General features: G+C 39.0%; 17 protein-coding genes. 6 read left to right on the forward strand and 11 right to left on the reverse strand.

All coding sequences use genetic code 11. The annotated features are described in order from the left end of the window. Positions 1–202: 202 nt before the first annotated feature. Positions 203–3,688 (reverse strand): polysaccharide lyase family 8 super-sandwich domain-containing protein, encoded by a 3,486-nt coding sequence (locus ACQY77_RS08210; RefSeq protein ID WP_421938460.1) that lies wholly within the window; start codon positions 3,686–3,688, stop codon positions 203–205. A gap of 499 nt (positions 3,689–4,187) precedes the next feature. Here ACQY77_RS08210 and ACQY77_RS08215 point away from each other — a divergent pair, with 499 nt between their 5' ends. The 3 genes from ACQY77_RS08215 to ACQY77_RS08225 all read left to right on the forward strand — a co-directional run bounded on the left by ACQY77_RS08215 (position 4,188) and on the right by ACQY77_RS08225 (position 9,205). Further along, a complete protein-coding gene (locus ACQY77_RS08215) occupies positions 4,188–8,222 on the forward strand; it encodes a two-component regulator propeller domain-containing protein (protein WP_421938459.1) in 4,035 nt (1,344 codons plus the stop codon). A gap of 91 nt (positions 8,223–8,313) precedes the next feature. Next, positions 8,314–8,757, forward strand: coding sequence for a hypothetical protein (locus ACQY77_RS08220; RefSeq protein ID WP_421938458.1), 444 nt, complete (start codon positions 8,314–8,316; stop codon positions 8,755–8,757). 25 nt (positions 8,758–8,782) lie between these two features. Then, complete coding sequence (locus tag ACQY77_RS08225) at positions 8,783–9,205, forward strand: secondary thiamine-phosphate synthase enzyme YjbQ (protein WP_421938457.1); 423 nt, start codon at positions 8,783–8,785, stop codon at positions 9,203–9,205. 670 nt (positions 9,206–9,875) lie between these two features. Here ACQY77_RS08225 and ACQY77_RS08230 read toward each other — a convergent pair. From ACQY77_RS08230 to ACQY77_RS08250, 5 genes are all read right to left on the reverse strand, one after another. Then, positions 9,876–10,307, reverse strand: coding sequence for a hypothetical protein (locus ACQY77_RS08230; RefSeq protein ID WP_421938456.1), 432 nt, complete (start codon positions 10,305–10,307; stop codon positions 9,876–9,878). A gap of 1,089 nt (positions 10,308–11,396) precedes the next feature. Beyond that, positions 11,397–11,903 (reverse strand): hypothetical protein, encoded by a 507-nt coding sequence (locus tag ACQY77_RS08235; protein ID WP_421938454.1) that lies wholly within the window; start codon positions 11,901–11,903, stop codon positions 11,397–11,399. Positions 11,904–12,035: 132 nt separating this feature from the next. Beyond that, a complete protein-coding gene (locus tag ACQY77_RS08240; RefSeq protein WP_421938453.1) occupies positions 12,036–12,722 on the reverse strand; it encodes a hypothetical protein in 687 nt (228 codons plus the stop codon). Between the two features lie 62 nt (positions 12,723–12,784). Further along, positions 12,785–13,813, reverse strand: coding sequence for a pentapeptide repeat-containing protein (locus ACQY77_RS08245; protein ID WP_421938452.1), 1,029 nt, complete (start codon positions 13,811–13,813; stop codon positions 12,785–12,787). A 243-nt stretch (positions 13,814–14,056) separates the two neighbouring features. Beyond that, positions 14,057–14,893, reverse strand: a complete 837-nt coding sequence (locus tag ACQY77_RS08250; RefSeq protein WP_421938451.1) for a LytTR family DNA-binding domain-containing protein — start codon at positions 14,891–14,893, stop codon at positions 14,057–14,059. Between the two features lie 206 nt (positions 14,894–15,099). Between ACQY77_RS08250 and ACQY77_RS08255 the strand changes: the two genes are divergently transcribed. Continuing rightward, entirely contained in the window at positions 15,100–15,567 is a 468-nt protein-coding gene (locus ACQY77_RS08255) for a hypothetical protein (protein WP_421938450.1), read from the forward strand. Between the two features lie 108 nt (positions 15,568–15,675). After that, the gene (locus tag ACQY77_RS08260; RefSeq protein ID WP_421938449.1) at positions 15,676–16,020 is read left to right on the forward strand and encodes a hypothetical protein; all 345 of its coding nucleotides are present in this window, start codon (positions 15,676–15,678) and stop codon (positions 16,018–16,020) included. Between the two features lie 31 nt (positions 16,021–16,051). On the opposite strand, the gene ACQY77_RS08265 is transcribed toward ACQY77_RS08260, so the two are convergent. The 3 genes from ACQY77_RS08265 to ACQY77_RS08275 are packed head-to-tail and all read right to left on the reverse strand — an operon-like array spanning position 16,052 to position 21,176. Next, positions 16,052–17,419: a RagB/SusD family nutrient uptake outer membrane protein gene (locus tag ACQY77_RS08265; protein WP_421938448.1), complete on the reverse strand. Its 1,368-nt coding sequence runs from the start codon at positions 17,417–17,419 to the stop codon at positions 16,052–16,054. Positions 17,420–17,430: 11 nt separating this feature from the next. Next, positions 17,431–20,595, reverse strand: coding sequence for a SusC/RagA family TonB-linked outer membrane protein (locus ACQY77_RS08270; protein ID WP_421938447.1), 3,165 nt, complete (start codon positions 20,593–20,595; stop codon positions 17,431–17,433). Further along, positions 20,592–21,176, reverse strand: coding sequence for a TlpA family protein disulfide reductase (locus ACQY77_RS08275; RefSeq protein ID WP_421938446.1), 585 nt, complete (start codon positions 21,174–21,176; stop codon positions 20,592–20,594). Before ACQY77_RS08275 ends, ACQY77_RS08270 begins: the two co-directional genes overlap by 4 nt. 533 nt (positions 21,177–21,709) lie before the next feature. Here ACQY77_RS08275 and ACQY77_RS08280 point away from each other — a divergent pair. Next, positions 21,710–21,952, forward strand: coding sequence for a helix-turn-helix domain-containing protein (locus ACQY77_RS08280; protein WP_421938445.1), 243 nt, complete (start codon positions 21,710–21,712; stop codon positions 21,950–21,952). A gap of 86 nt (positions 21,953–22,038) precedes the next feature. On the opposite strand, the gene ACQY77_RS08285 is transcribed toward ACQY77_RS08280, so the two are convergent. Beyond that, the gene (locus ACQY77_RS08285; protein WP_421938444.1) at positions 22,039–23,358 is read right to left on the reverse strand and encodes a DUF3887 domain-containing protein; all 1,320 of its coding nucleotides are present in this window, start codon (positions 23,356–23,358) and stop codon (positions 22,039–22,041) included. 309 nt (positions 23,359–23,667) lie between these two features. Next, positions 23,668–24,084, reverse strand: a complete 417-nt coding sequence (locus ACQY77_RS08290; RefSeq protein ID WP_421938443.1) for a VOC family protein — start codon at positions 24,082–24,084, stop codon at positions 23,668–23,670. Positions 24,085–24,113: the final 29 nt, after the last annotated feature.

The following is a 24,113-nucleotide window of genomic DNA, read 5'->3' on the forward strand; positions in this document are numbered from 1 at the left end:
GGGAGAAAAAAGTTCGCAACTATTATTTGGTTATCGTGGCTCTTCCTGGCGGAGCCGCGTCTATTTGGTTAGTCCAAAAATCTCATTTCGGTTGAAATGAGCAGGGGTGGAATTCTTAAAGATTGGGGGTGGAATTCTAAAAAAAAAGCTGGATAACGTTTCCGTTACCCAGCTTTTAAGCAATTAAAGAGAAATTTAAGGATTATTTAAAATTGCTAATCACATTCAGCACGCCTTTCACCAAAGGTGTCTGATCGCCTTTATCAATGATGTAAACATAAGCACCATCTGTCAGCGGAGCACCATTGTATGTGGCATTCCAGCTGTTATCATAATTTTGCCTGCTGTAGATTAACTGGCCATTGATAGAGAACACCTTGACCGAATTCTTTTTATAGTTGTCAATATTCCTGATTAACCAGGTATCGTTACGCCCATCACCATTGGGCGTAACCAGGTTAGCGGGGAAAATCGCAGTGTCATTTGCTAACTTCTGTTCTTCAGCCGTTTTCATACTGGTTAAAGCGTTTTGTAAACGCGATTTCAGGGCAAGCATATCCGTTTGTGCCACCATCATCAGCCCATTGTTCCCTGTGGTATCTACCAGATATTCGATACTTGGCCTAAGGCTTGCATTAGAGGCCTGCTTACTGGAGAATGAACTGTAAACATTGGCGGTTGCCACAATTTTAAAGCTGAGTAATCCATCTCCCGGAATACTCTTAAGCAGGTTAACGATGTCAAAATATACTGTCCCTGCTACCGCATTTATCGTTGTAATTAAACTGTCTGTTCCTGTTGGTTTATTGTTCCAGGTAATTCCTGTTTCTGTCCAGCTGTTATTGTTTACCTTATACAACTGCCATTGGGTTGCAGCGCTCCCCAGGCTGTTGAGTTTGAGCTTTGCTCCTACCACTTTTCCGGCTATGTTATTCAAATCGAACTGAAGATAACTTTCGTAAAACCCATTTTGTGCAGCGAGATAACCTGCATTACCAAAATTAGTATTCACATTGGCCGTTCCGCTTTTAACATAAGCATCGCCAACACCGCCCAATTGCTCAACTTTAGGAGCAGTGTCGTCAATAATTATCTGAGGCACGAAGGCACTCTCTTTTGAACCAAAACCAGCATCTCCTAAAGAATTTACTGTGGTAGCAACCAGTTTCAGTGATAAAAGGCTATCGGGATGCAGGCTATTGATTAATGTAGTGATATCCCAATCTACATAGCCTGTAGTGCTTTGCCCCTGTGCCGTGGCAATCAGATTCTTTTGAGCAGGTTTATTGTTCCAGTTTATTGTGCTTTCGGTCCAGCTGCTATTGGTTTGGTAAACGGCCCATTGACCGGAGCCTGCCTGCGAATTTGCATAACTAACGTATAAATGTAATTTCGCAAGGCTAACCGGGCGTTGGATGCTTCTGGGATCAAACTTGAATATCGCTTCCCGCGAATATCCCGCACCACTCTCCTTTTTTACCACTAACATGGTTGCCGATCCGTAATTGGTTCCGGCATAAGTGCCATCTCTCATATAAGCATCTGCAATGGAATTAAGACTTGATGGCGGCTCTAACGGCAGGCTCTGGTTTAACAAATACCGTGTTGATGCACCCGCCAAATCTCCGGTAGGTAGCGTTGCTGATAAATATCTTGTTCCACCAGCAATACCAGGCAAACTAAAAGTTACATTGATGTTTCCGTTTTGCTGGGCTGGATCGGCGATTGAAAGAAGCACGTTCGCTGTACTTAACTGCTTAAATAAAAGTGCACAAGGTGCATTAACTGTTACCGAAATGGTCCCATCAGTGACTGTGCCTGCCTTGTAAAATATTACCTGCATCATATCTAATCCTAAATGCCTCACTGCCTGCACCGTATCGGAGTTTTTGACAATCTTAATATTCGTACTGTTATAGTTCTGCATTGCTGTAACATCATTGATATTGGGTACAACGATATAGGCATATTTCGCATTCCCAGGTGCAACTCCGTGGTTAATCCACATGTTAAATACTGCACCTGATAAGCTGGTGGTTGACTGCGTATTGTTAATGCGGCTCCAGCTACCAGTTTGCACTTTATTATTAATAGTAATATTGCCTCCGGTTGGAAAGAAATAACCTATCTTATCGTGCAATACCCAGTTAGGAGTAGTTAAAGCAGTACTGGTATTGGAGGCACTATCAATGGTAGCGGTAACTCCTGCATTACTGGTTTGAATATTGCCGAACAACCAACATTGGTTAATACTGGTTACCAGATTTTCTGTTGCCGTGGTCGTAATATTGGTACCCAGGCAAACCACTTCCTGATCAAAAAAGAACCATGTTTTTTTTGCCTTTACGCCATTAAAATCCATATCATAGGCACTGGCACTATATAAGCTGTCGCTTACTCCGCCAACAAAAGCGGTAACTCCGGGAACAGAACCCCAATCTGCTGCCGTAATGGTAGCACCGGCATCACCTGAGAAATCTCTTGCTGTAGTTCCCGGAATTTTGTCCCATTCCCATATGGGATAAATGTTCTGATATTCAGGACCTATCCGCTGGATATTCGTTGCGCCATCTGACAGGAATTTCCCTAATAAGTTCTCTCCGTTCCCTTTTTCTGCTCTTACCGTCCGGTTAGAAACCGTTCGTACTCCAAAGGTATATCCAGGGCGGATATGCAAATCGTAATCGCCCCTGAAATAGCGGTTATGTACCGGTTTAAGCTGATGGGTTCCGGCAGCAACAGAATCTAAAACGACTGTCAATGTCGGATTTACTGTTCTCACATCTCCCAGATAAGCGCTAAATACCCCCGAACTGCGGGAATGGGTAATCCCCGATCCTCTGCTTATCCCCCTGCCTCCGGTATTAAAATCACGGTGACTCCCTCGTCCGGCCTTAACAAAAGTATTCAGGTAAAGCTTATTGAGCATAAGTTTTTTAGAACTGCTTAAGGCATAACTGGTACCCTCTAAAAATGTGGCTATATTATAAGCAGTTTTGATGAATTCGCCACCATACCCATTAATATACAACTGTTTCCCATGTGCAGTAAATGAATTGTCTTCATTCATCCCTTCGGTAAAACTGTAACTAATGCCTTCAAAAGAAAAAGTTGCTGCCGAATCCAGTGTCACGGTATTCTGGGTTAAACATGCCCGATATAGATAATGCAATGATTCATCCGTTGTATTGGCACCATCTCCTTTCTTAAATGTCTTGATTTTCATGCGCGATACCAGCTGGTTTTCGAGTGTGGTACCAATTGGGCTAAGTCCGTAACGCATCAGGATTAATATCTGCCCTATAGACTGTGGGTAATTGATATCATCGTACCACCAGTTGTCGTGATCTGGTTTTAAAGTATACCAAGTATTAAGTGCAAGTACAATGGCATTATAAACCCTTACGCTGTCTTTATAAGTAGAGCCAACCCGGCTGTAGGCCCTCGCCATATCCCTAACCCTACTTAAATGCACACCATTCTCGGCATTGGTATAATTGTTGATATCTGAAAATTTCCCGTCTGCCTGGAGTTTGGTTAAGGCACTGGCTACATTTGCGTTAAGCGTTGCAGTAGTAATTCCGGATTGTATATCTTCGTTTATCCGGGGTAAAATGGTTTCAAAAATAGTCTGACCGAAAGCCATATGGCTTATCAAGATCAAACAGCAAAATAAAAGCTTTTTCATAACTTGGTTTGTTTGAATTAATAATGATCAGCTTCACTTATCTTTTCCGTTTAATACTGATTGAAAAGGGGTAATTTTTGAGCGGTTTGCAATTAAGCTGCAGGCTCATGGGTTGTGGGATAACGGGTGGTAAAGTCTATCCATTTTAATTTTGGTTTAGGTTATAATTGTTTCAGTTTTTTAACAAATTTTTCCCCACTAAGCATTCATTCATCATCAAATGATTGCTCCTTCAAACGCAAACTATGGAATAATGAGCCTTTGAAAAACAAGGCCCTGTATATTTGGTTAGCTCAAATTTGTTTATTAAACGGATATTAAATGGGATAAAATCCTTAATAAGATGGGGTAAAATTATAAATCCCAACTTATTGCTATTTCCTGCAGATAAATGCTACTGTTAAAATCCATATCCAATAGTCTTCCATTTCAATAATTAAAACATAATTGTACTTTTAACCCATTAAAACAACGACCAAACATCCCCAATTTGTTTTACATGAGAATTTTCATCCTATTGCTTCTTTCATTTGCCACCAATGTTGTACGCGCACAGGATAATTATGCATTTAAGCACCTCAATGTAGAAAACGGTTTATCACAAAGTTCTGTTCTATCTATAACGCAGGATGCAAAAGGCTTTATTTGGATGGGAACCCGGTTTGGCCTGAATAAATATGACTCACAAACCTTTAAAATTTATAAACAGGAGCCGAACAATCCCAAAAGCTTAAGTGGTTCGGAATATATTGCGGCTATGTTACCTGCAAAAGACGGTTCGTTATGGATTGGAACTCCACATGGGTTAAACAGGTACAATGAGGCAAGGGATAATTTTGACCGGGTGCTTGCGGATAAAAGCAATCCTACCGCAATCAGCAACAGCCTGATCCATTGTATATTTCAAGACAGTAAGAAGAGGATCTGGGTGGGTACAGGTAATGGATTAAACCTGTTAACTGATCAGGAAAACTACAGGTTCAGGCAATATCTATCACATCCAAAAAGCGGACAAAGGATTTATACAGTTGCCGAAGATCATACCGGAACCATTTGGATCAGCTCATCAGGCGGCTTAATGAATATGCGCATTGTAAATGGCAAAGCGCAGTTTAAATACTTTAAGAATTTTAGTGATGCCATTAACAAGGCAATAGATAACCATGTTACCAGCATAGTTGAAGATAGTGATCATAACCTGTGGATTGGCACTAAACAAACAGGTTTATACCAATGGAATTTAAGAACGGCTAAAATAACGGCTTACACCTATTCCAGCTTAAACACCAATGGCATCAGCAGTAATAATATCCGGAAAATCATTATTGATCAGCAAAACAGATTGTGGATAGGCACCCTCCACGGCATCAACATCTACAACCCCAAAAATCACACTTTTAGCAGTATCCAGAACGAGCCGGGTAATCCAGCAAGCCTGAGTCAAAACTCTGTTTACGATATTTTTCAGGATCGCCAGGGCATTATCTGGATCGGCACTTATTATGGCGGTGTTAATTTACTTTACCCCAATTACACCCCCTTTAAAGTTTACCAGAGCGCCAAAGGGCAAACCGGTTTAAGCAGCAATGTGGTTAGTGCCATTACCGAAGATAACGACCATAACCTTTGGATAGGTACAGAAGGTGAAGGATTAAATTATTACGACCGCAAACGCAATATTTACACACATTACCGCTACAACCCCAATAACAGCACGAGTTTAAGTTCTAACCTGGTTAAATCCATCATTAAAGATAATAAAAACCGAATCTGGGTAGGTACACATCTGGGTGGCCTTAACCTTTTTCAACCGGCCAGCCATACGTTTGTACGCTATACCAGTAAGAAAAATGATGTTTCATCTATCAGCAATGATGAAATTACCGCCATTTTCGAAGACAGTAAGGGCAGGTTTTGGGTAGGTACTAACAACGGCTTAAACAGTTTTAACACCAGTACCGGAAAGTTTGTACGCAATATGATAAATGGCCTCTCGGATGCCGTTTCTTATATTTTTGAAGATTCGAAACATAACCTATGGGTAGCAGCTAACTCGGGTTTATATCAACTTAAAGGAGATGCCAGTCGTTTTACACCGCGAAGAGCAGACCGTCCCAACCTGTTGCCTTATAATAATGTGAGCAGTATTGCCGAAGATAAAAAAGGAAACCTGTGGATCGGCACTTTTCGCAATGGCCTTTTTAAGCTTGATGCCGAAAAGCACCATTATACCCTGGTGGATAAAAAAGCGGGACTGCCCAGCAACAATATTGTAGGCATACTGGAAGATGAGCAGCAAATACTTTGGGTAAGTACCGACAATGGTCTTTGCAGGTTCGATCCGGCGAAAAGAACCTTTAAAACTTACAATGTAAAAGATGGTTTGCCTGGAAATGAGTTTAATTATAAATCATTACTGAAAGATGCCAGCGGAGAGCTTTTCTTTGGTAGTTTAAGTGGTATGATCAGCTTTTTTCCCTCACAGATCAGGGAAAACAAAAGTGCAGCAAAGGTTATTTTTACGGGCTTGAAATTGTTTAACAAGCCTGTACAGATTGATGAAGAAAACAGCGTTTTAGATAAAAACCTGAGTGTCGCTCCCGAACTTACCCTTAAATCAGCTCAAAACGTTTTTACCATAGATTTTACGGTTTTAAATTTCATCAAATCTGATAAAAATAAATATGCCTATAAACTGGTCGGATTTGAAAATAACTGGAACTATGTTGATGTTCCCGCAGCAAGTTATACCAATATTTCTCCAGGTAATTATAAACTGTTGGTTAAAGGCAGCAATAACGATGGCTTATGGGCAAAAGAGGCCAGTGTTTTGAAATTAGAAATACTCCCTCCTTTTTACAGAACCTGGTGGGCCTATCTTTTCTATTTGCTGGTAACCGTTGCAGTTTTGGTGCTTGTGCTCCGCTACCTCCTCGTTAAAGCGCTTCTTACGCAGGAAAAAGAAGTAAACGAGCATAAGCTGGAGTTCTTTACCAACATTTCGCACGAAATTAAAACGCCTTTGACCCTCATTACCGGGCCATTAGACAAAATGATTAGCGATGCGCAGGATGATCCTGCACTGCACCGAAGCCTCCAGCCCATAAAAAATAATGCAGACAGGTTAATGCACCTGGTAAATGAATTGCTCGATTTCAGGAAAACAGAGAGTGGCAAAATGCCCTTGCAGGTTAGCCCGGGTAATCTGGTTAAATTTTGCAGGGAAATTTACCTGGCCTTTCAAAATGTGGCTATTACCAAACATATTGAGTACAGTTTTTATACTGAGGTAGAGGATATAACCATTTACTTTGATAAGGTACAGCTGGAAAAAGTAATGTTCAACCTGCTTTCCAACGCTTTTAAGTTTACTCCTGATGCCGGGGAAATTAAAGTAGCGCTAAAAACAGAAGAGAACCACATCAAAGTACTGGTAAGCAATACCGGAATGGGCATTCCTTTAGAAGATCAGGGCAACTTGTTTAACAGCTTTTATCAATCTAAATCACATACCAGTATTGGAACCGGTTTGGGTTTATCGCTTTCCAAAAGCATCATTAACCTGCACCATGGAAACATCAGTTTTACCAGTAAACCCGCAACGGTAGAAGCAACTGGATTTACCTGCTTTACTTTCCAGTTGAAACAGGGCAAAGATCATTTTGATGCTAAAGATTTTATTCAGGATTATGTTTATTATGATGATGCTTCAAACTACAGTCTAAAACCGGCACTGCAGCCAGAAACCCCGGTTATAACTGAACAGACAAGCACTGAAACTAAAAAACGATATCAAATCCTGCTGGTAGAAGATAATGCCGAAGTTCGTCATTTCGTTAAAAATGCATTGATAGATGAGTATGAAATTCAGGAGGCAGAAGACGGCGTTAAAGGTTTAGATGTTGCCATAGAGCTGATTCCAGATTTAATACTGAGTGATGTAATGATGCCTAACATGGATGGACTGGAACTGTGCCGCAGGTTAAAAACCGATGAGAGAACCAGCCATATCCCCGTGGTTTTGCTCACGGCAAGATCGGCCTATGTCCACCAGATTAACGGTTTGGAACAGGGTGCCGATGCCTATATTATGAAACCTTTTAACCTGCAGGTTTTAAAGCTGAACATTCAAAACTTACTTCAGGCACGGGAAACCCTTAAACAAAAATTCTCTCAGGTGGTAACCCTCGAGCCTAAAAACCTGATCATTAACCAAACCGATCAGAAATTTTTAAATAAGATTATCCAGATAATAGAAGACCGGATTAGCGATACGGAATTCGATGTGCCCACATTGGCAACAGAAATTGGAATGAGCCAGCCGGTATTGTACAAAAAGATACGGGCTTTAACCGATCTTTCTGTTAACGATTTTATTAAATCTATCCGTTTAAAACGTGCAGCTCAGCTTTTGGGTACAACCCGGAACATTGCAGAGGTTGCCTATAGTGTGGGTTTTAACGATCGTAAATACTTCAGCCTAGAGTTTAAAAAGTATTTTGGCAAAAGCCCAACGGAGTATATTCAACAATAAGTACATTCATTTTAAAACAATTTTAGCTTTATATCCTTTTTATTAATGAGTATGGGTTGCTCAGATCGGGGTTAAATTAATTCGCTAAAAGATGAAAATATTAAAAGCATTGCTCGCAGGCTTCGCCGGATCGGCAGCCTTAAACATCCTTCATGAAACGGTAAGGCGATTCGATTCGGATGCGCCACGCATTGACCTGATCGGGGAAGAGGCGCTTTACCGCTCTTTAAATAGCCTTAACATTAATGCCCCTACGGGTAAAAACCTTTATCTGGCTACCCTGGCAAGCGATTTCATCAGCAACGGAATTTATTACAGTGCCATCGGCTTTGCAGGAAAGAAAAACTTATTTCTTAAAGCTGCTGCATCTGGCTTAACGGCCGGCTTGGGTGCCGTTAACCTGCCCGATAAAATGGGTTTAGATGATGAACCGGTTACCCGTTGCAATAAAACCAAAGTACTTACAGTAGCCTGGTACCTTATTGGTGGATTAGTTACCGCTGCAGTATTTAGTAGTTTAACCCGGAAAGGTTAATTTTGCGCCATATCAAACCTTATTCATGAACATTTTCCAGCAAACACTCTCCCTTCGCGAAAGAAGAAGGGGTTTCCACATCATCACCACAGAAATTGAAAATGCTCTACCCGAAATTGCGCAGTTGAAAATGGGCATGTGCCAGGTATTTATCCAGCATACTTCGGCATCTTTAACCATTAATGAAAACGCTGATCCAACTGTAAGGGTAGATTTTGAAACCTTCTTTAACAAAAACGTACCCGAAAATGATCCTGATTATGAACACGATTATGAAGGATCGGATGATATGCCGGCACATCTAAAATCATCTTTATTGGGAAGTTCGGTAAGCATTCCTATCCGCAATGGCCGTTTGGCATTGGGAACCTGGCAAGGCATTTACCTTTGCGAGCACCGCAATCATGGCGGGCAGCGTAGGTTAGTGGTTACGGTTTGGGGAATGTAAACGGGGCTTATGGTCACGCCAATATTGGTTTGGTATTAAGTTTAAGCTTTTACAAATTTATATGCGATATAGCGATAAGCGGGTAAGGCCAATATCTAAAACCTGAACATGCGCAGCCAGAGAATGGAGAAATCAAGAAAAGATGGAAACCTGAAAAGTATAAACCCAAGGAAATAAAACTTGTATAACCCATACGGGAATAAGAAATTTAAGACTATAATCAATGTCAAACTAATTCAACTACCTGTATAGCTATAAGAGAGTAAGACAATCTATCCCAGGTTGCAGCCTCAACCGATATTGAAGCATAGATAAGCCATACTTGAGCCGTAGTAAGTCCACATCAAGTCCACCTATAACATACTAAACCTAGATAAAAGGTGGACTTCGGTGTATTCTTTGGATACTTTGCGATCCTTTAAAAAACGGATTTATTAAATATACGTAAAATGCAGTCAATATGGAACTGCATAATATACCATAGAGAAATTATCTCAGGAGCAGAGTGCAATAGCGATACTGAATTGACATCCTGAGGCATGATGGATCTGAAGGCGAAGAAATACCGACCAGGGAAAGTTTGCTAAGCAAGATAGCCTTTCCCAATAATCTTATTGATTAAACGTACTGCATAGATCAGCTACCCAGCGAATTATAGCAGGGGGTATAATTATAAACGATAATCCTGACTTTGCGAAAAGTCCGGATCTTGTTTAAGTTCTAGTTTAAATCCTGTAGAAAAAAAACTAATCCTACCAACATTTGTGTTCACAACATATTCATGTTCTGTCATTAAGCCATTTGGAGTACTCCTTTCTTTTTCTCTGAATATATCTTCAATGATCAAATCAGCCATATCACCAAAAGATATATTTATTTCTAGGGATGAAACGTTATAAAAAAAAAGCATTGCTGGAGCTACCCAATAACCATTAAAGTTTTCTTCCCATTTATAGATGTAATCAATAGACATGCTAATCGCATAATCCTGATGTTCGAAAAACAGCGCTCGAATTCTGTTATCATGCCATCCAAGGTCATTAAAGTCCCTTTCATTCCAAGTATATCTATCTGGATTCATGCTTTTAGCTATACCTTCCATATTGTTTGTATACAGTGTCCATCCAATAATTAATTCGTGATCGCTTATCTTCACTCTCCCTCCCTCTCTGCTTTAAGTATTACACAGAATCACTTAACCCTGTTGAAAAACAAGGTTTACAGATCGGAGTAAAGTGCATACCTACCTGTATACATTAGCTTTGCGAATGCATCCTTTAAAATTTAGGTTTATTAAATGCGATAGACGAAAACTTATACCAGAGAGGAAGTTTTAACGCTAGCAGCATTATTATTTCTGTAATAGTACAAAAAAGTTAAACAGAGACAAAGTGATATTAAATTTACGCCTAAACTAGAAAAGTCGGAATCAAGGAATTTAAAATTAAATGCAAAATTAAAATTCTCGAACAAAACACCTACAGTGAGTAATTTACTTACATTTTCCATTTGAACATAGCAGATTACTTCCAAACCTTGATTATAGTTAAATTGAAATCCATTAAACGTAATATAAATTACCTGAAAAACACATATCCAAAAATTTAACAGCACCTGTTTATTTTTGATATTGGATGTATTATTTAAGATCAAGAGGTTATTAATAATTGATGCCAGTATTACTCCTCCACACAACAATACAGATGTCCAACCGATAAAATCGACAATTAGCCCCTGAATCAAAATTGCAAACAAATAAAAGGCACTTATTAAACCAGTAAGTAAAACATATACACAGCTTGCCACTACTATTCTTTTAAAGCTCATTACCTATTTATCAAATCTTTTTTGAATGTACTTTTTTTCTTTTGTCCATTTAGCCTGTTATTGTTCATGTGTTCCGTAAGATCACTTAAATATCTTTACAAACAAGCCCTGCAGACTGAAATAAAACCTCACAAATATAGGTGTTGCCGCATATAGTTGAGGCGCATTGGGAATCAAGAGTGATTTTAATGACCACTGAAATAGCGAACTCTTAAGCCAGCTGGGAAATGTTAGCACATACTTGCAACAATAGAGGCCTCCTTTGGAAAAAATAACAACAGACAGCAGCTAAAATAACAAAGTCCTAAGTTATATACTTGATTTATTGGTCACGAAAAGTGAACGCTTAAACCAAGGCTTCTGGTCAATAGGACTTTGCCAATCGATAGAAGTTTTCCTTTACAATTATCTTTTCTTTTTCTATGGGCAGTTCTAAATCCGGAACCAGTAAGCTTGTTACTGTAAACCGCCTACCATCTTTTAGATGTATATAGGAATGGTTATAGCCCTCCCATGTAAATATAAAAGACCTTCTGGCCGCTTTGTTCCAGGACATGGAACGCTGAACATAATCTATATCATCAAAGCTAAAAGTTGTTGACTTACTATTATGGTAAATCGTTATTTGTTTCTTTTGGTCAAAATATTCAAATACATCGCCAAAATTTACAATATAGTAGTTAATATGAATGATCAAGGCCGGTAAGGCTCCAACAAAAAAGATTAATATTCCAGTCCAATTAAATGACTCTATATCCTCGTGTTTAATCCAAGACATGAAATAAGGGAAAAACACTCCTATCCCTATTACTAAAAGTATTCCCCATCCGTTGTTAATATGATTGCTAAAATTTACCCTGTATCTTTCCATTTTTTTACTTCCACATTGTGGCATTAATTATTGAATTTCCTGTAGATTTTTCTCGTTGCAATTTAGTCTCGTTCTCAGTAATTGTCTTGATAAACAAAGTCTCCAAACCCGAATAAACATGCATACTTACTGCTAACCTTTATTATTTATATAACTTGAAAAATCAAATCTGCCACTCATCAATTCAGAAACAAAACCCTCTATACTTTCGAATAATGCATCTATTTCATAAGGATCATGAATCATTCCATATACTTTTCCTAAATTATCTACAGAAATATAGTTTCCGTCCCCTAAATCTTTAATTACGAAATAATCTTTATCATGAATGCTGATCTTAAATGTATTTTCAATGTCTAACCTTGCCAGCACTTCAGGGTCAGTATTAATGAATAGCTTATCTACATTATGCTTTTCCTTATTAAGGAAGTTTTTTTCTTTAACATGAGACATAGAGATTCTATCTAAATCCAAAACTCTGGAATCACAATCGAGACGATAGCCTGCCAACATGCCTTGAACAATATGCAACTCAACAATTTCATTTTTGTCTGTAATTTTATTCCAAACCAATATATCCTTAATGATGATAAGATTTGGCAATTCATGATTGACATATTGATGCTCTAAATTCGCATTGAGCAGAATAGTGTAAGTTTTTCCCTTACCCAAAATGTTTGGTTCTTTACCAATTAAAAATTCAGCATTAATCTGGTGCAATAGATACTCATATTTGGTTGGTAACTGGCCAACTATTTTGTCTAGGAAGATGAGATCATCCCTAGATATTTTGCTTTTGTTTTTCAGGAAACCGAACATTTTACTTCCATAATAAAAAAGAAAAAATATTTAGAACAAATACTAATTTGAGTGTATACATATCAATTAGCTAAATTAGTTTGCTTATTTACTAAATCTGACATCAAGTCAAAAAAGCGAAACCCAAGTCCATCATGATCTTTAAGGATCTTTTTATCAATAACATCCGCATCCTGCTCTTGCTTATCTTTATTAAAAAAGATACTATCAATTAGATTTAATCCTACCCTTTTACTGTCTCCTACCCATTCTTTTTCGATTCTTTCTGCAGCCATAGAATAGATCGACTTGATATTTTTGATTAATAATAGATTATCGTCTTTAGGAAATTTGCACTTATCTAAATTTATGCCATTCATGAAAGAAACACCATACAAATCTGCATCTATAAAATCAACGTTATCCATTAAATTTGGAAAATTATGTGGAGTTACGCGATTGAAAAGCCATAAAATTGATGTTGTAGCTGCTTTCGAATATCCTCTGAACCAACATGAATTTACTTTACCTACAAATTTAGTATTTCGTATCCGAGCCCCATCAAAATTGGTTGCATGTAAATTACAATCTTCAAACAAGCAATTATCGATAATAGGAAAGGTAAACACACATTCGTTTAGTTTCGATTTAATAAACTTACAATTCAAATAAGAGCCAGCACGTTTACCAACATTACTATTCATGAACGAGTATGAAAACTCTACGGATTCAAAATGGCACATATTAAAATCGCAGTTGTAAATAGCTATCTCCCTGGCCCTTGATCTTAAAAACAAACAATTGTCTATCTGGCACTCCTGTAATACGCTGTGACTAATATCTGCATAAGTAAAATCTATATCGCTAAATGCATAATTCTTTACATTAAAAGAACCTGTAACAAGATTGATTTGATGTTTCGAATTGCCAAGCTTTTGCTGGTCCACTATATAACAAAGTGGGGCTCCCCTTAAATCCCAGCGATTTTCATGTTTATTTAAATTTAAAACTGTTTCAAGTTTCCTTCCCTTAGCAAAAGCCTTTAAAACATTACTTAGCAAAATGCTCCCTTCATCAGAATACCACCGATTAATAAGTTGCGTTCTTCTCATTTTCAAATTTAAGAAAACAGCCCTTTATTACCACTTCCTTATTTGGCCACCTGTCTTCCCATATTTTTTAATTGTTGTAAGATCAGCGATTTCATCAAACTCTGAGTCTGCAGTTAAAATATTAAATTTTCCACTATAATTTGTTTTAAAATCCTAAATATCATAATTAGCTTCAACACTAACTTATTTCGTTAATTACACTGAAACCTACAAACAGCTGATGTATTTTGCCAGCAATTTTCCCTACCCGGCTCCCCCACTAAACCACCGCTTAAAAGCTACTGCCCTTCTTTGGCTTACTGTAAGCTGTTTTTCATTTAAAACATGAAGCGTTATTTCAATCGTATTTGAGCTTCCTTTTCTAAGCGATTTGATAAACTTTCGCTGAACAATATATCCCCTCTGTATTTGAAAGAACTGCGCCTGATCCAATAATACCAGACATTGCTTCATTGATAAACTACAATAATATTTGTTGCCTTGCTGATCAAATACAAACACATCACGATCATGCACTTCTATAAACACAACCTCATCAGTTGCAAGGGGAAGTTTAAGATTAGGTTTTAGCAGATTATGAAGTGAAAGTCTTTTGTCTTTTATTACTTCTTTAAAATATTCAAAATGCGTTCTGTAAAGGTACAATACCATATAGTATAAATTGAACGCAATGAGTAGCCACCTCACCAGGGGCAAATAATACCTCAGATAGGCCGTTTGCTCCAGCTGGAGATTAAATGCATGGAAGTACAACCGGGCCAGTAAAGAAGCCAGTAAAGTCATCAGCCACACACCTAACACCAGTTGTGCTCCCAACCGATATGGTAAAAAAACTTTCCAGGGCAAAAAATAATCCAATAACCGGGTTATGAGATATACTCCGTTGGCAAGTAAAATAGCAATAATGAAACTACCCAGTAATGAAATATAGTAATAAGGCATAGCCAATAGCTCCGCTAAGCTCTCGGGCTCTCCATAGCTAACCACTGTATGAGCAGCAACTAAAGCTAAAAAGGTTCTTAACAGATAATCAGAGTAAGGCACCGCTGTTCCCTTCTGCCTTAAAAAATAGGTATCCATAAAATCGCGTAAGCACAAAGATATCAGGCATCCCTGGCACTAGTCGGTTAAAAACGACTATAAAGTTGCGGTCCTATCGCTCAGTCGTTAATCATGATATCGCTTAGTGTAAATTGGCTATACAAGTCTGAAAAGCAGGTATTTTTCAGCCATACATTTGATCACCGCGGAAATAACTATTTAAACCAAAAGCTAAATAACGAACGATGAAAAAATTTCCTTTCCACGCTACAGGGTTACAAAAGTGCCTAGCCAATTACTACAATGAAGGCGACGAACAATTACAGGCACAGGCCATGTTATTGAAAAATGATTTCAAAACCTGGCTCATCACACATTTTGAATTTACCAACAGGCAAGTCAGTTACCTCCATTCGTTAAACCATGAAATGATTGATTTTTTGGCAAACAACTGCAGTTATGCTTTTAAAAACAGACTGCCCATAAACCTAATCAGGGACGTAATTACAGCTCCGTATGATAATGATCAGGGAAAACTGATTCGCCCTACAAGTAATCTTCTCGCTATCGCAGATGGCAAAGGAAGCTTTAAGGCTTCAGGAGAATTGTACATAGAAATAAAACACTTGGAAATTAATGCTCTTCAGCAAGACAATGCTGATTTTCCTAATGCCTGGATATTTAAAGAAGGAGGTGAAGCGCTAACATTGTGAAACAGACATTCCCTTTTGCTTTTCAGAAAAGAGAAAGGAGTTTAAAATCAACTAAAAAACAAAACCTTTTTTGCTTGCTTTTTCAACGCAATAAAGCAAGAACAAATCATGAAAAATATTGCAAAACTAAAAATCACTGTCATTGCATTGATTATCGGATTAGGATTAGTCACCCTGCACAGTGCATTTAAAACCGAAAAGAAAACCGGGTATAAATACTGGAGATTTGATTCAAATGATCCATCAAACATTCGTGTTGCAAACGAATATACCTTGATCTCCAATCCGCAAGGACCAACTTGCGATAATGCTGATGAAATACCTTGTGTTTTAAAAGTAGATGAAAGTATCGATACCCGTATGGAGCTCGGCACTTATTTGCAGAACACCACCTTATTTCCTGATGATGAAGACATAACCTCATCTGCAGAATATACAAAGTCTGCCAACTAGCGTAAAGAAAGCGCAGTTTAACTGCGCTTTCTCATCTCAGATTCTGACTGATTCCCGCTAAAGATATGATATCTTCGGGAATAGCCAGGGCATAGTTTAAGCTGTTGGGCATTAAGGTTATTGTTTCTCCCCCAGCAGTCCGGCTTAATACAATCCCATCTCCCTCCGCGTTCCAGCGTTTAATATCTGTCCATCTAACCGACCTGAATACCAACTCTTTTCGCCTTTCTATTTTTATCCTGGCTAACAATAACCTGGCATCGTTAAGCTGCAAAGGTGTAAACTTGCCTGTTTTATACCTGTTTTTAAGCAAGCGATTAAGGTCTGCCAAAGCCTCATTTATCTTTCCGTTCCGCACATGGCATTCGGCACGGGTTAAAAGCAGTTCATCTGTAGCAATACCATTAAAATAACCTGTGGTACCGGCATAATATCCTTTAAATATAAAATCCGCTCCACTCGGTTTAAAGAAAACGGTTTTTCTTAGATCGTCATTTTCGTATAAGCCATATAGTTCAGGATTAATCAATGCCCTGGTTTGAGACAGCGGCCCGGCACCACTGGCCCTGCTTTCAAAAATCACTTCTGCATTGAGTTGTAAAATCGGAAAACTTGCAGAAGTACTCAGTTTATTAAAGTCCATGAGCTCAGCATGAATCTGAAGGCAGCTATCCGCATATTTTCCGGCGGTTGTGTAATCATGCAACTGGAGCATAACCCTACTTAAGATACCATATGCCGCAGCTTTGGAAGCCCTTACCGGAGTGCTTGCTTTTGCCGGGAGCTTAGGCAAAACCTCACGCAGGTCTGCAATCACCTGTCTATAACTTTCAGCCACACTCGCCCGCGTAGTTTGTGCATTAAAATCTGCCTTTAACCTTAAGGGTATTCCTAAATCTGTATCGGAACTGGAGGGTTGATAGGCTAACGTCCAAACATTAATGATGTTTAGAAAAGTTCGTGCGCGCAGAAACTTGGCTTGCGCCGAAATAAAATCCAGGGATACCGCATCTACTCCTTTTCCTCGTTTTTTATCAACTGCATCGAGAACCGTATTGCAAATGTTAACCACATAATAAGCATCCTGCCAGGCATTGTTTTTAAGACTGAAAACCTTCGAGCCTCTTCTCATATACAAATTCCGGTCATATTCGTCACGGGCATTATAAACAGCATCAGTTAAGAAATAATCATCCGCACATATATTATCTGCTGCCGGATCTTTATAATTTACCCGAAGATAATAATCAAGTAAGCCTTGCATATCTTCAAGGGTTTCTACTGTTGCCAATTTTTGGTCGGGCTTTTCATCCAGGAATTTTTCACATCCCGTCAAATTCAAAATGGCCAGGATTATTAATAATCCGCCAATTGGAAATAAACATATTTTTCTTTTCATCTTCTGATCATTTAAAAGTTAAGTCGGCCGCCAATTGAGAGTATCTTAGCCGGAAGGGTTGATGATGGAGATAAATACTCAGGATCTATATTCAAATGATTGGCACGCCATATGACCCCCAAATTACTCGCATTCAAATACAATTCAACTGTACTATCCTTGCCTTTGAACCATCTTTGCGGGAGTTTATAACCCAGATTAATGTATTGTAGCCTGAAGTGATTTCCTTTTTCTACAAGTTGTTCCGAACCACTGTAAAAAGCATCTCTAGAGCTTACATTAGGATATACAAAAGCCGGTACAACGGTATTTAATTCATCACCAGGTTTTTGCCATCGTAATGCAAAATCACTATGTCCGGTATCGTATCGGCCAAGGCCAGTATAACTGATGGAAGGTCTTCTAAAATAATAACCTAATTTATAACTGATACTGAAGCTCAAATTGAACTGATTAAGGGAAATTCTGTTCTGAATATTACCATAGCAGGTAGGTAGTGCCGAACCGTGAAAGCGCAATTCATCAACCTTTGTTCCCGAAGTAGTGATGCTTTGATAATCTTTACTTGGCTCACCCTTTAAAACCCCTACCGGATCGCCCTTTGCATCTAACCCCGTGCTTTTAAACGAATATATGCTATAAACCGGTGCGCCCACCATACCGCTAACCCTGGCGGTATATCCACTAATAAAGTTTCCTGCATTTTCACTGGCAGCAAAATAATTCGTAATCCGGTCCCGATTAACACTCAGGTTAACTTGTGTACTCCATTTTAAGGCGCCAACCAGGTTTTGGCTGTTCAGCTGAAAGTCAATCCCGTGGCCCCTCATATTGGCTACGTTTCTGATCAGGTAAGGCCCAACACCTGTTGTATAATCAATTGGAAAGGCAGTAAACAGGTCTTTACCGCTTTTCAGGTAATAATCGAGGCTTCCACTTAACCTACTGTTGAGTAAAGCAAAGTCGATCCCAAAATTTGTGGTCCTCACAGTCTCCCATCTTAAATCCGGGTTCGTATGGCGTTCAATTTCTGCCCATTGGGTCTGGGTGAAAGGCGATATCCCGGCAAAGGCAATGGTAGTGATTGCAGTTTGCGTAGGATCCGCATTTCCGCTAAAACCATAGCTCGCCCGCAATTTTAAAAGACTGACGGTCCCAGGTTTAAAAAATGATGCATTAGAAACTATCCATCCCAATCCTGCTGACCAAAGCGGTTTCCATTTTTTATTGGTGTTTACCCCAAAAAAGTTCGAAGCATCTCTCCTGGCACTTCCGTAAAAAAGATATTGCGATTGATAAGTATAACTCAAATTTGCGTAAGCGCCTAAGAAACGGGTATTGCGCTGTTGCATACTTCTTGAAGAGGGGATATTGCTATAAGAACCGGTGATGTAATTTGGATACTGATTTACGTAATCTACATTCACATCGCTCAGCAACTTGGGATCATACCCGTAAACTTCCAAAGCCTCCGTCCTGCCTATAAGCTCGCGCCGCTCTCCTCCTGCCATAAAATCTACTGCATGTACCCCCCAGGTTTTGTTATAATTAAGCTGTAAACGTAAATCCTGGGCTTTCAATAAACCATTTGACCTGTAATCAATTCCACCTTTTGGCATCGGATAAGTAATCACATTCCCATTAATCTGGCTGAAACCGTTTACCATGTTTCGTACCGCATAACTATCTATTGTCTGTAAAAATTCAGTACGCGATGATTGCCGCTGAAAACGATAATTCACAGAAAATTTAAAATCCTGCAACTGGTAGCTTAAGCCTGTATTGACGTTTAAATCGTCAACTCTCCCTTCCGTTGTGCTGTACTCATAATCCGTTAGCGGATAATATTTCCAGTCCAGTAACCTGGCATTTAAATCTTTGAGGTAACTTAAGCGATAGTCTCTTGCCACAGGCAAGGGATTTCCGGCATCATCAGCGAAACGCGCATAAGGGTAAATCCCACCCTGATGCCCTTGCACTGAACCGTATTGAGGTTTGCCACTTTCATTATCATTACCGGAGTATTGGAGTCCAAGTTGAAGCCCCAGCCCCTTCAGCACCTGCAAATTAAGGGAATAGCGTAGGCTTAACCGTTTATTAAGTGCATCCAGATAATCGCGTTCATGATCATAGCCTGCAGAAGCGAGCCAGTTTGCGCTTAACCCACCAGCACTCGCCTGTACAAAATATTGTTGCGCCCTGGCCGTTTGATAAAAATATTGGGTAAAATCGTCTCTTACATCCCTTGTTTTGAATGCATCAATCATCTTTTGCTTTTCAGCCTCAGAAAGCGAGGAATTGTACATCACTTCCACCACCGGACTTACACCTACGCGATTCACATCATTATAATCGTTTTGATATAATCCCTGATTAAACAGAAAACGCTCCACTTCAATATAATCGCTACTGCTCATTTGTGGCAAGCGATAAAGCGATGGCGCGGGACTAAAATTCTGCATAACTGATGCGTTAATCTTCAATGGCTGCTGGTTCTTACCTTGCCTGGTACTAACCACAATCACGCCATTACCGGCACGGCTTCCCCATATAGAGGTAGCAGCAGCATCTTTTAATAAGGTTATGCTTTCAATATCATTGGGATTAATGGTACTTAAATCTCCTTCATAAGGGAAATTGTCCAATACAATTAACACATCCCCTGGTCCACTAATGGTACTTAAACCCCTCACGCTTATTCGGCCACGGCTCGCACTCTCCCGATCAATACTTAAGCCATTACCCAATGCTTCTAAACGTTGCAAAATATTTGTACCCACCTGCTCTTGCAAACTATTGCTTGTAATCTGTTGATATGAACCGGTTAGCCGCTCCTGCCTCAGCCTTTGATAGCCCGTACTAACGGTAACTTCCTCCAGCTGCACACTTGCAGGTAACAGTCCGAATTCATAAAACTTACCATTCATGATGATAATGGTATCGAGTCTTTTATAGCCCAATGAAGAAATAACCAATTGATGTTTTCCAGCAACAAGGTTGGTTTTAAAATAACCATTGCTATCTGTGCGAAACTTCAAAAGGTCAATGCTGATGTTGGCAGACAATCGCTTCTTGGTGTTTTTGTCAAATACCCGACCTTCAAAACTGGTTTGGGCACTTAGCTGTCCGGCTGTGCATAAAATGAATGCAAAAATGAGCTTATATATTTTCTTCATTTGTGTTTTGAATTACGTTTATTAATGATTTGATCGAGCAGATTTCTGCGGTCTAAACAGGCCTCGATATTAGAAGGGGAAAAAAATTCTGATCCGCCAATGGCTCTCAATTGCCCTTTTTCTATCCACACATAATGTGGGATAACTGCATGTGGGAAAAGTCTGGTTAATACGGTATCGGCAGTGATCGTACTTAGACCGTTTTGATAGGGCTGCAATCTCGAAACTATTTTTTCCTGCAGGTCGCCCGTATTGGCGGCATTTACAAGTACAATGGCCAATCGCGATTTATTAACCCGCTGAATACTGTCTGCAAAAGCAAATTTTTTAATGCAAGACCCACACCAGCTGGCCCAAAAATCCAGTATTAGCAATTTATCTCGGTAGCCACTTAAATTCCCTTTTTGCAATTTGCCTTCAAAATAGAATTGATGCTGCCGCATCCAGAAGGTTTCAGGCATTTTATCTCCAATTCTCAAGGGAGCTATCGAATCGGAAAGCCTATTGATCCCTTCAGCCTTCGCAATGGAAAAGCATAGCAAGCCCATGGCGATAACTATCGTCGTTTTTTTAAACATCATTTGAGTTTTTGATTGAGAATAGCCCTAAAAAGAGCAGTATTATCCGATTAGCTTTCTAAATGATCAAACAGATACTGCTTCATCACTTTATGTTCAAAGAAAGCTTTAAAAAACCTACGGTCCCCCTGCTAAGACTTAACGCGATCCTATGATGCAGGGGGTGTAGGCAATCAAACAAACCTAAACAGGTTGCTTAGGTTTTATTGCAAATAACCGATCAAATGGGCAAGAAATAGTACAGACATCATGGGATTGAATAGAGATAATTACAACAATAGGGCTAAGCGAATATTCAGCTTTTAAACTATGGAAATCTGCTTGTCTTGGGTTCATACTTAACGCATTTTACAAGGCTAAACACAGATTCGTCATTGGGGATATGAACCTTAGTTTTACAGCTTCAATCTGGGAATTTGAAACCGCTAGACTCTTAAATATTCTTTAATAATTTTTCGTTGCTCAAACATAATAAAATATTTAAAACTAAACAAATATGTTTAGTTGTTTTCTTGAAAATATTTTGAGTTTGCAGCATGACTGAGTTAAACCTTTTTAAAATCAATCTGGGAAAGCGCATCGCTTTTTTAAGAGAGCAAAGAGGTCTTACCCAGGCACAACTCAGTAGTTTCATTAATAAAGATTTTCAAAGCCTGAGCAGAATAGAAAACGGTAGAACCGGTATTTCTGCTTTTGCTTTAAAACAGCTGGCCGATGCCCTTTCGGTTACCATGAACGAAATAGTAGATTTTACTGAAATCCGCAGCACAATAAAATAGTTAACCAGCTACTTATTTTCTAAAAATACAGGCATAAAAAAAGCCTGAATAATCAGGCTCTTAGAGGTTAATTTATAGAGAGTATCTTATTGTTTTGTTTTTATCCAGGCAGATAGGTCATTAATTAACGTTTCGGACACGGAAGCGGGAATTTGGTATTGCGCCATCGTTCCTTTTTCAGTCTGCGGACTTAACAAATGATTAAGTTCGGGGTAAAACTTAACCAAAACATTCTTCTTTTTACCTAAAGCAGTATTCCAAAGATCAAAGTCTGTTTTATTTACCTGAAAATCATTTCCACCCTGAAGGATATAAATTCGCTGTTTAAGCATTTTAGCCGTATTAACCTGATTATAATTATTTAAATCTATCCAATAAGACGCAGGTAAGCCAACAATAATCGAATCGCCTTTTAAGGTAGGGCTCAATTTGGTAATTCGGCTCTTATCTATCTCTGCAAGGGCATCTGTTAATTGCTTTTTACCCGCAGTTGTAGTATCTTTTGTCAATTCGAACATGTATTTGTTCTGGTCTACTATAATATCACTTAATTTTCTTGCTGGTGCAGCAGCAAGTATTATTCCGGCAATATCTGGTGTTGCCAAAGCAATTTTTGGTGCCAACATCCCCCCCAAGCTATGTCCAAATACAAATATCTGTTTTGGGTTTGCTCCTGAAACAGTTCTTGCTAAGGCAATTGCAGCGGCGGCATCGTCTAAAACCTCCTCCTTAACGCTGAAAGATTTATAAAATTCCTGCGCATAAACCAAGGTACGTTTTACATAGCGAACAGAGCCTATTCCTTTTGCAGCTAAACCTGTAGCCAAATCTTTAAATGGCTTGTTTGCTCCAACGGTTTCATCCATATCGGCCGGACCTGAGCCATGCACCATTACCACAACTGGAAAATTCTTAATATTCTTTGGGCTTGTTATAATTGCGGCAAGCTGATGCCCGGGACTATTGAGGTAAACAGATTTTTCTGCATATAAATTGGTATCAGCATATACAGGTTTTGCGTAAGCAGCAGCACTTTTTCCTGGTACCAGAAATAAGCCCACTATCTTTTGGGTTTTATCAAAGCCAAGCAGAAAATTCTGATCGCCGTTTGCAAATTTTCCCTCTACAGTTACGGCAAAAAATTCGCCTTGCGCTTTACTCTGCACCGCATCGAACGAATTCGCTTTGCCATATTTTGTTCCTAAATCTGTCCACAGTTTTTTAAGATTATCTTCTGTTACCTTACTCTTCATATTATCATCGAACCGTGCATGGGCTTCAGTAAATTTCTCTTCTTGCAACAGCTTAAAGAAATCGCCAGCACTATTAAACAATTGAATAACATTTTGAGAAAAGGCAGAAGTACTCATCAAGAGTACAATAATCAATAGGAAATGTTTCTTCATTAAGGTTAGAAATAGGATTGGTTTACAGTGTATTGATCAAAGTTAACAATATTTAATTCTCTGAAGCGTATTTTTAAACTAAACGATTAGTTTTAACTTTTTTTAACATTTTAGAGAATTTGAAGAGGTAAAAAGCACTTAAAAGACATGAACGATTCCCGGCTAAGAAATCCCGGATTAAGATTGCTTTGGCTTGCACCTACCCGGCCTCGCAAGAACGCCCCGGATGATTTATACTTTCAACTTTACACTTTCAACTTTCAACCTTACACTTTCAACTTTCAACTCCATCCGCCCAACTTTCAACTCTTATCCTTTTCGGTCATAGCTCAGCAACCAATGATTACCAAATTTATCGGTAAGGTTACCAAACAGGCTACCCCAAAAACTCTCTACAAGTGGATGTGTAGCCTGTCCTCCTGTTGAAAGTTTTTGATAATAATCTCTTACTTCATCGGCTGTGCTGCAATTAAGCATCATAGAAATTGAATTGCCCTTAATCAATCCCTGCTCATCAACCAGATCGGTTCCCATAATTAATAAACCGTCTTTAACCAATGCACTGTGTAATATGCAATCACCAATTTTGCCGGGCAAATTCTCTGCCAATGGCGATTCGGCTATGGTTTGGAAACTTAACTCCCCTCCCAGGCAATCATGATAAAAAGTCATGGCTTCCCGGCAGTTACCACTAAAGGTTAAGTAGGTATTTATACTAACAGCCATTCGTTTTTTTATTGAAGTACACTTACTAC

Origin of the sequence: Pedobacter sp., from assembly GCF_965279535.1 — a bacterium.
GTDB lineage: Bacteria > Bacteroidota > Bacteroidia > Sphingobacteriales > Sphingobacteriaceae > Pedobacter.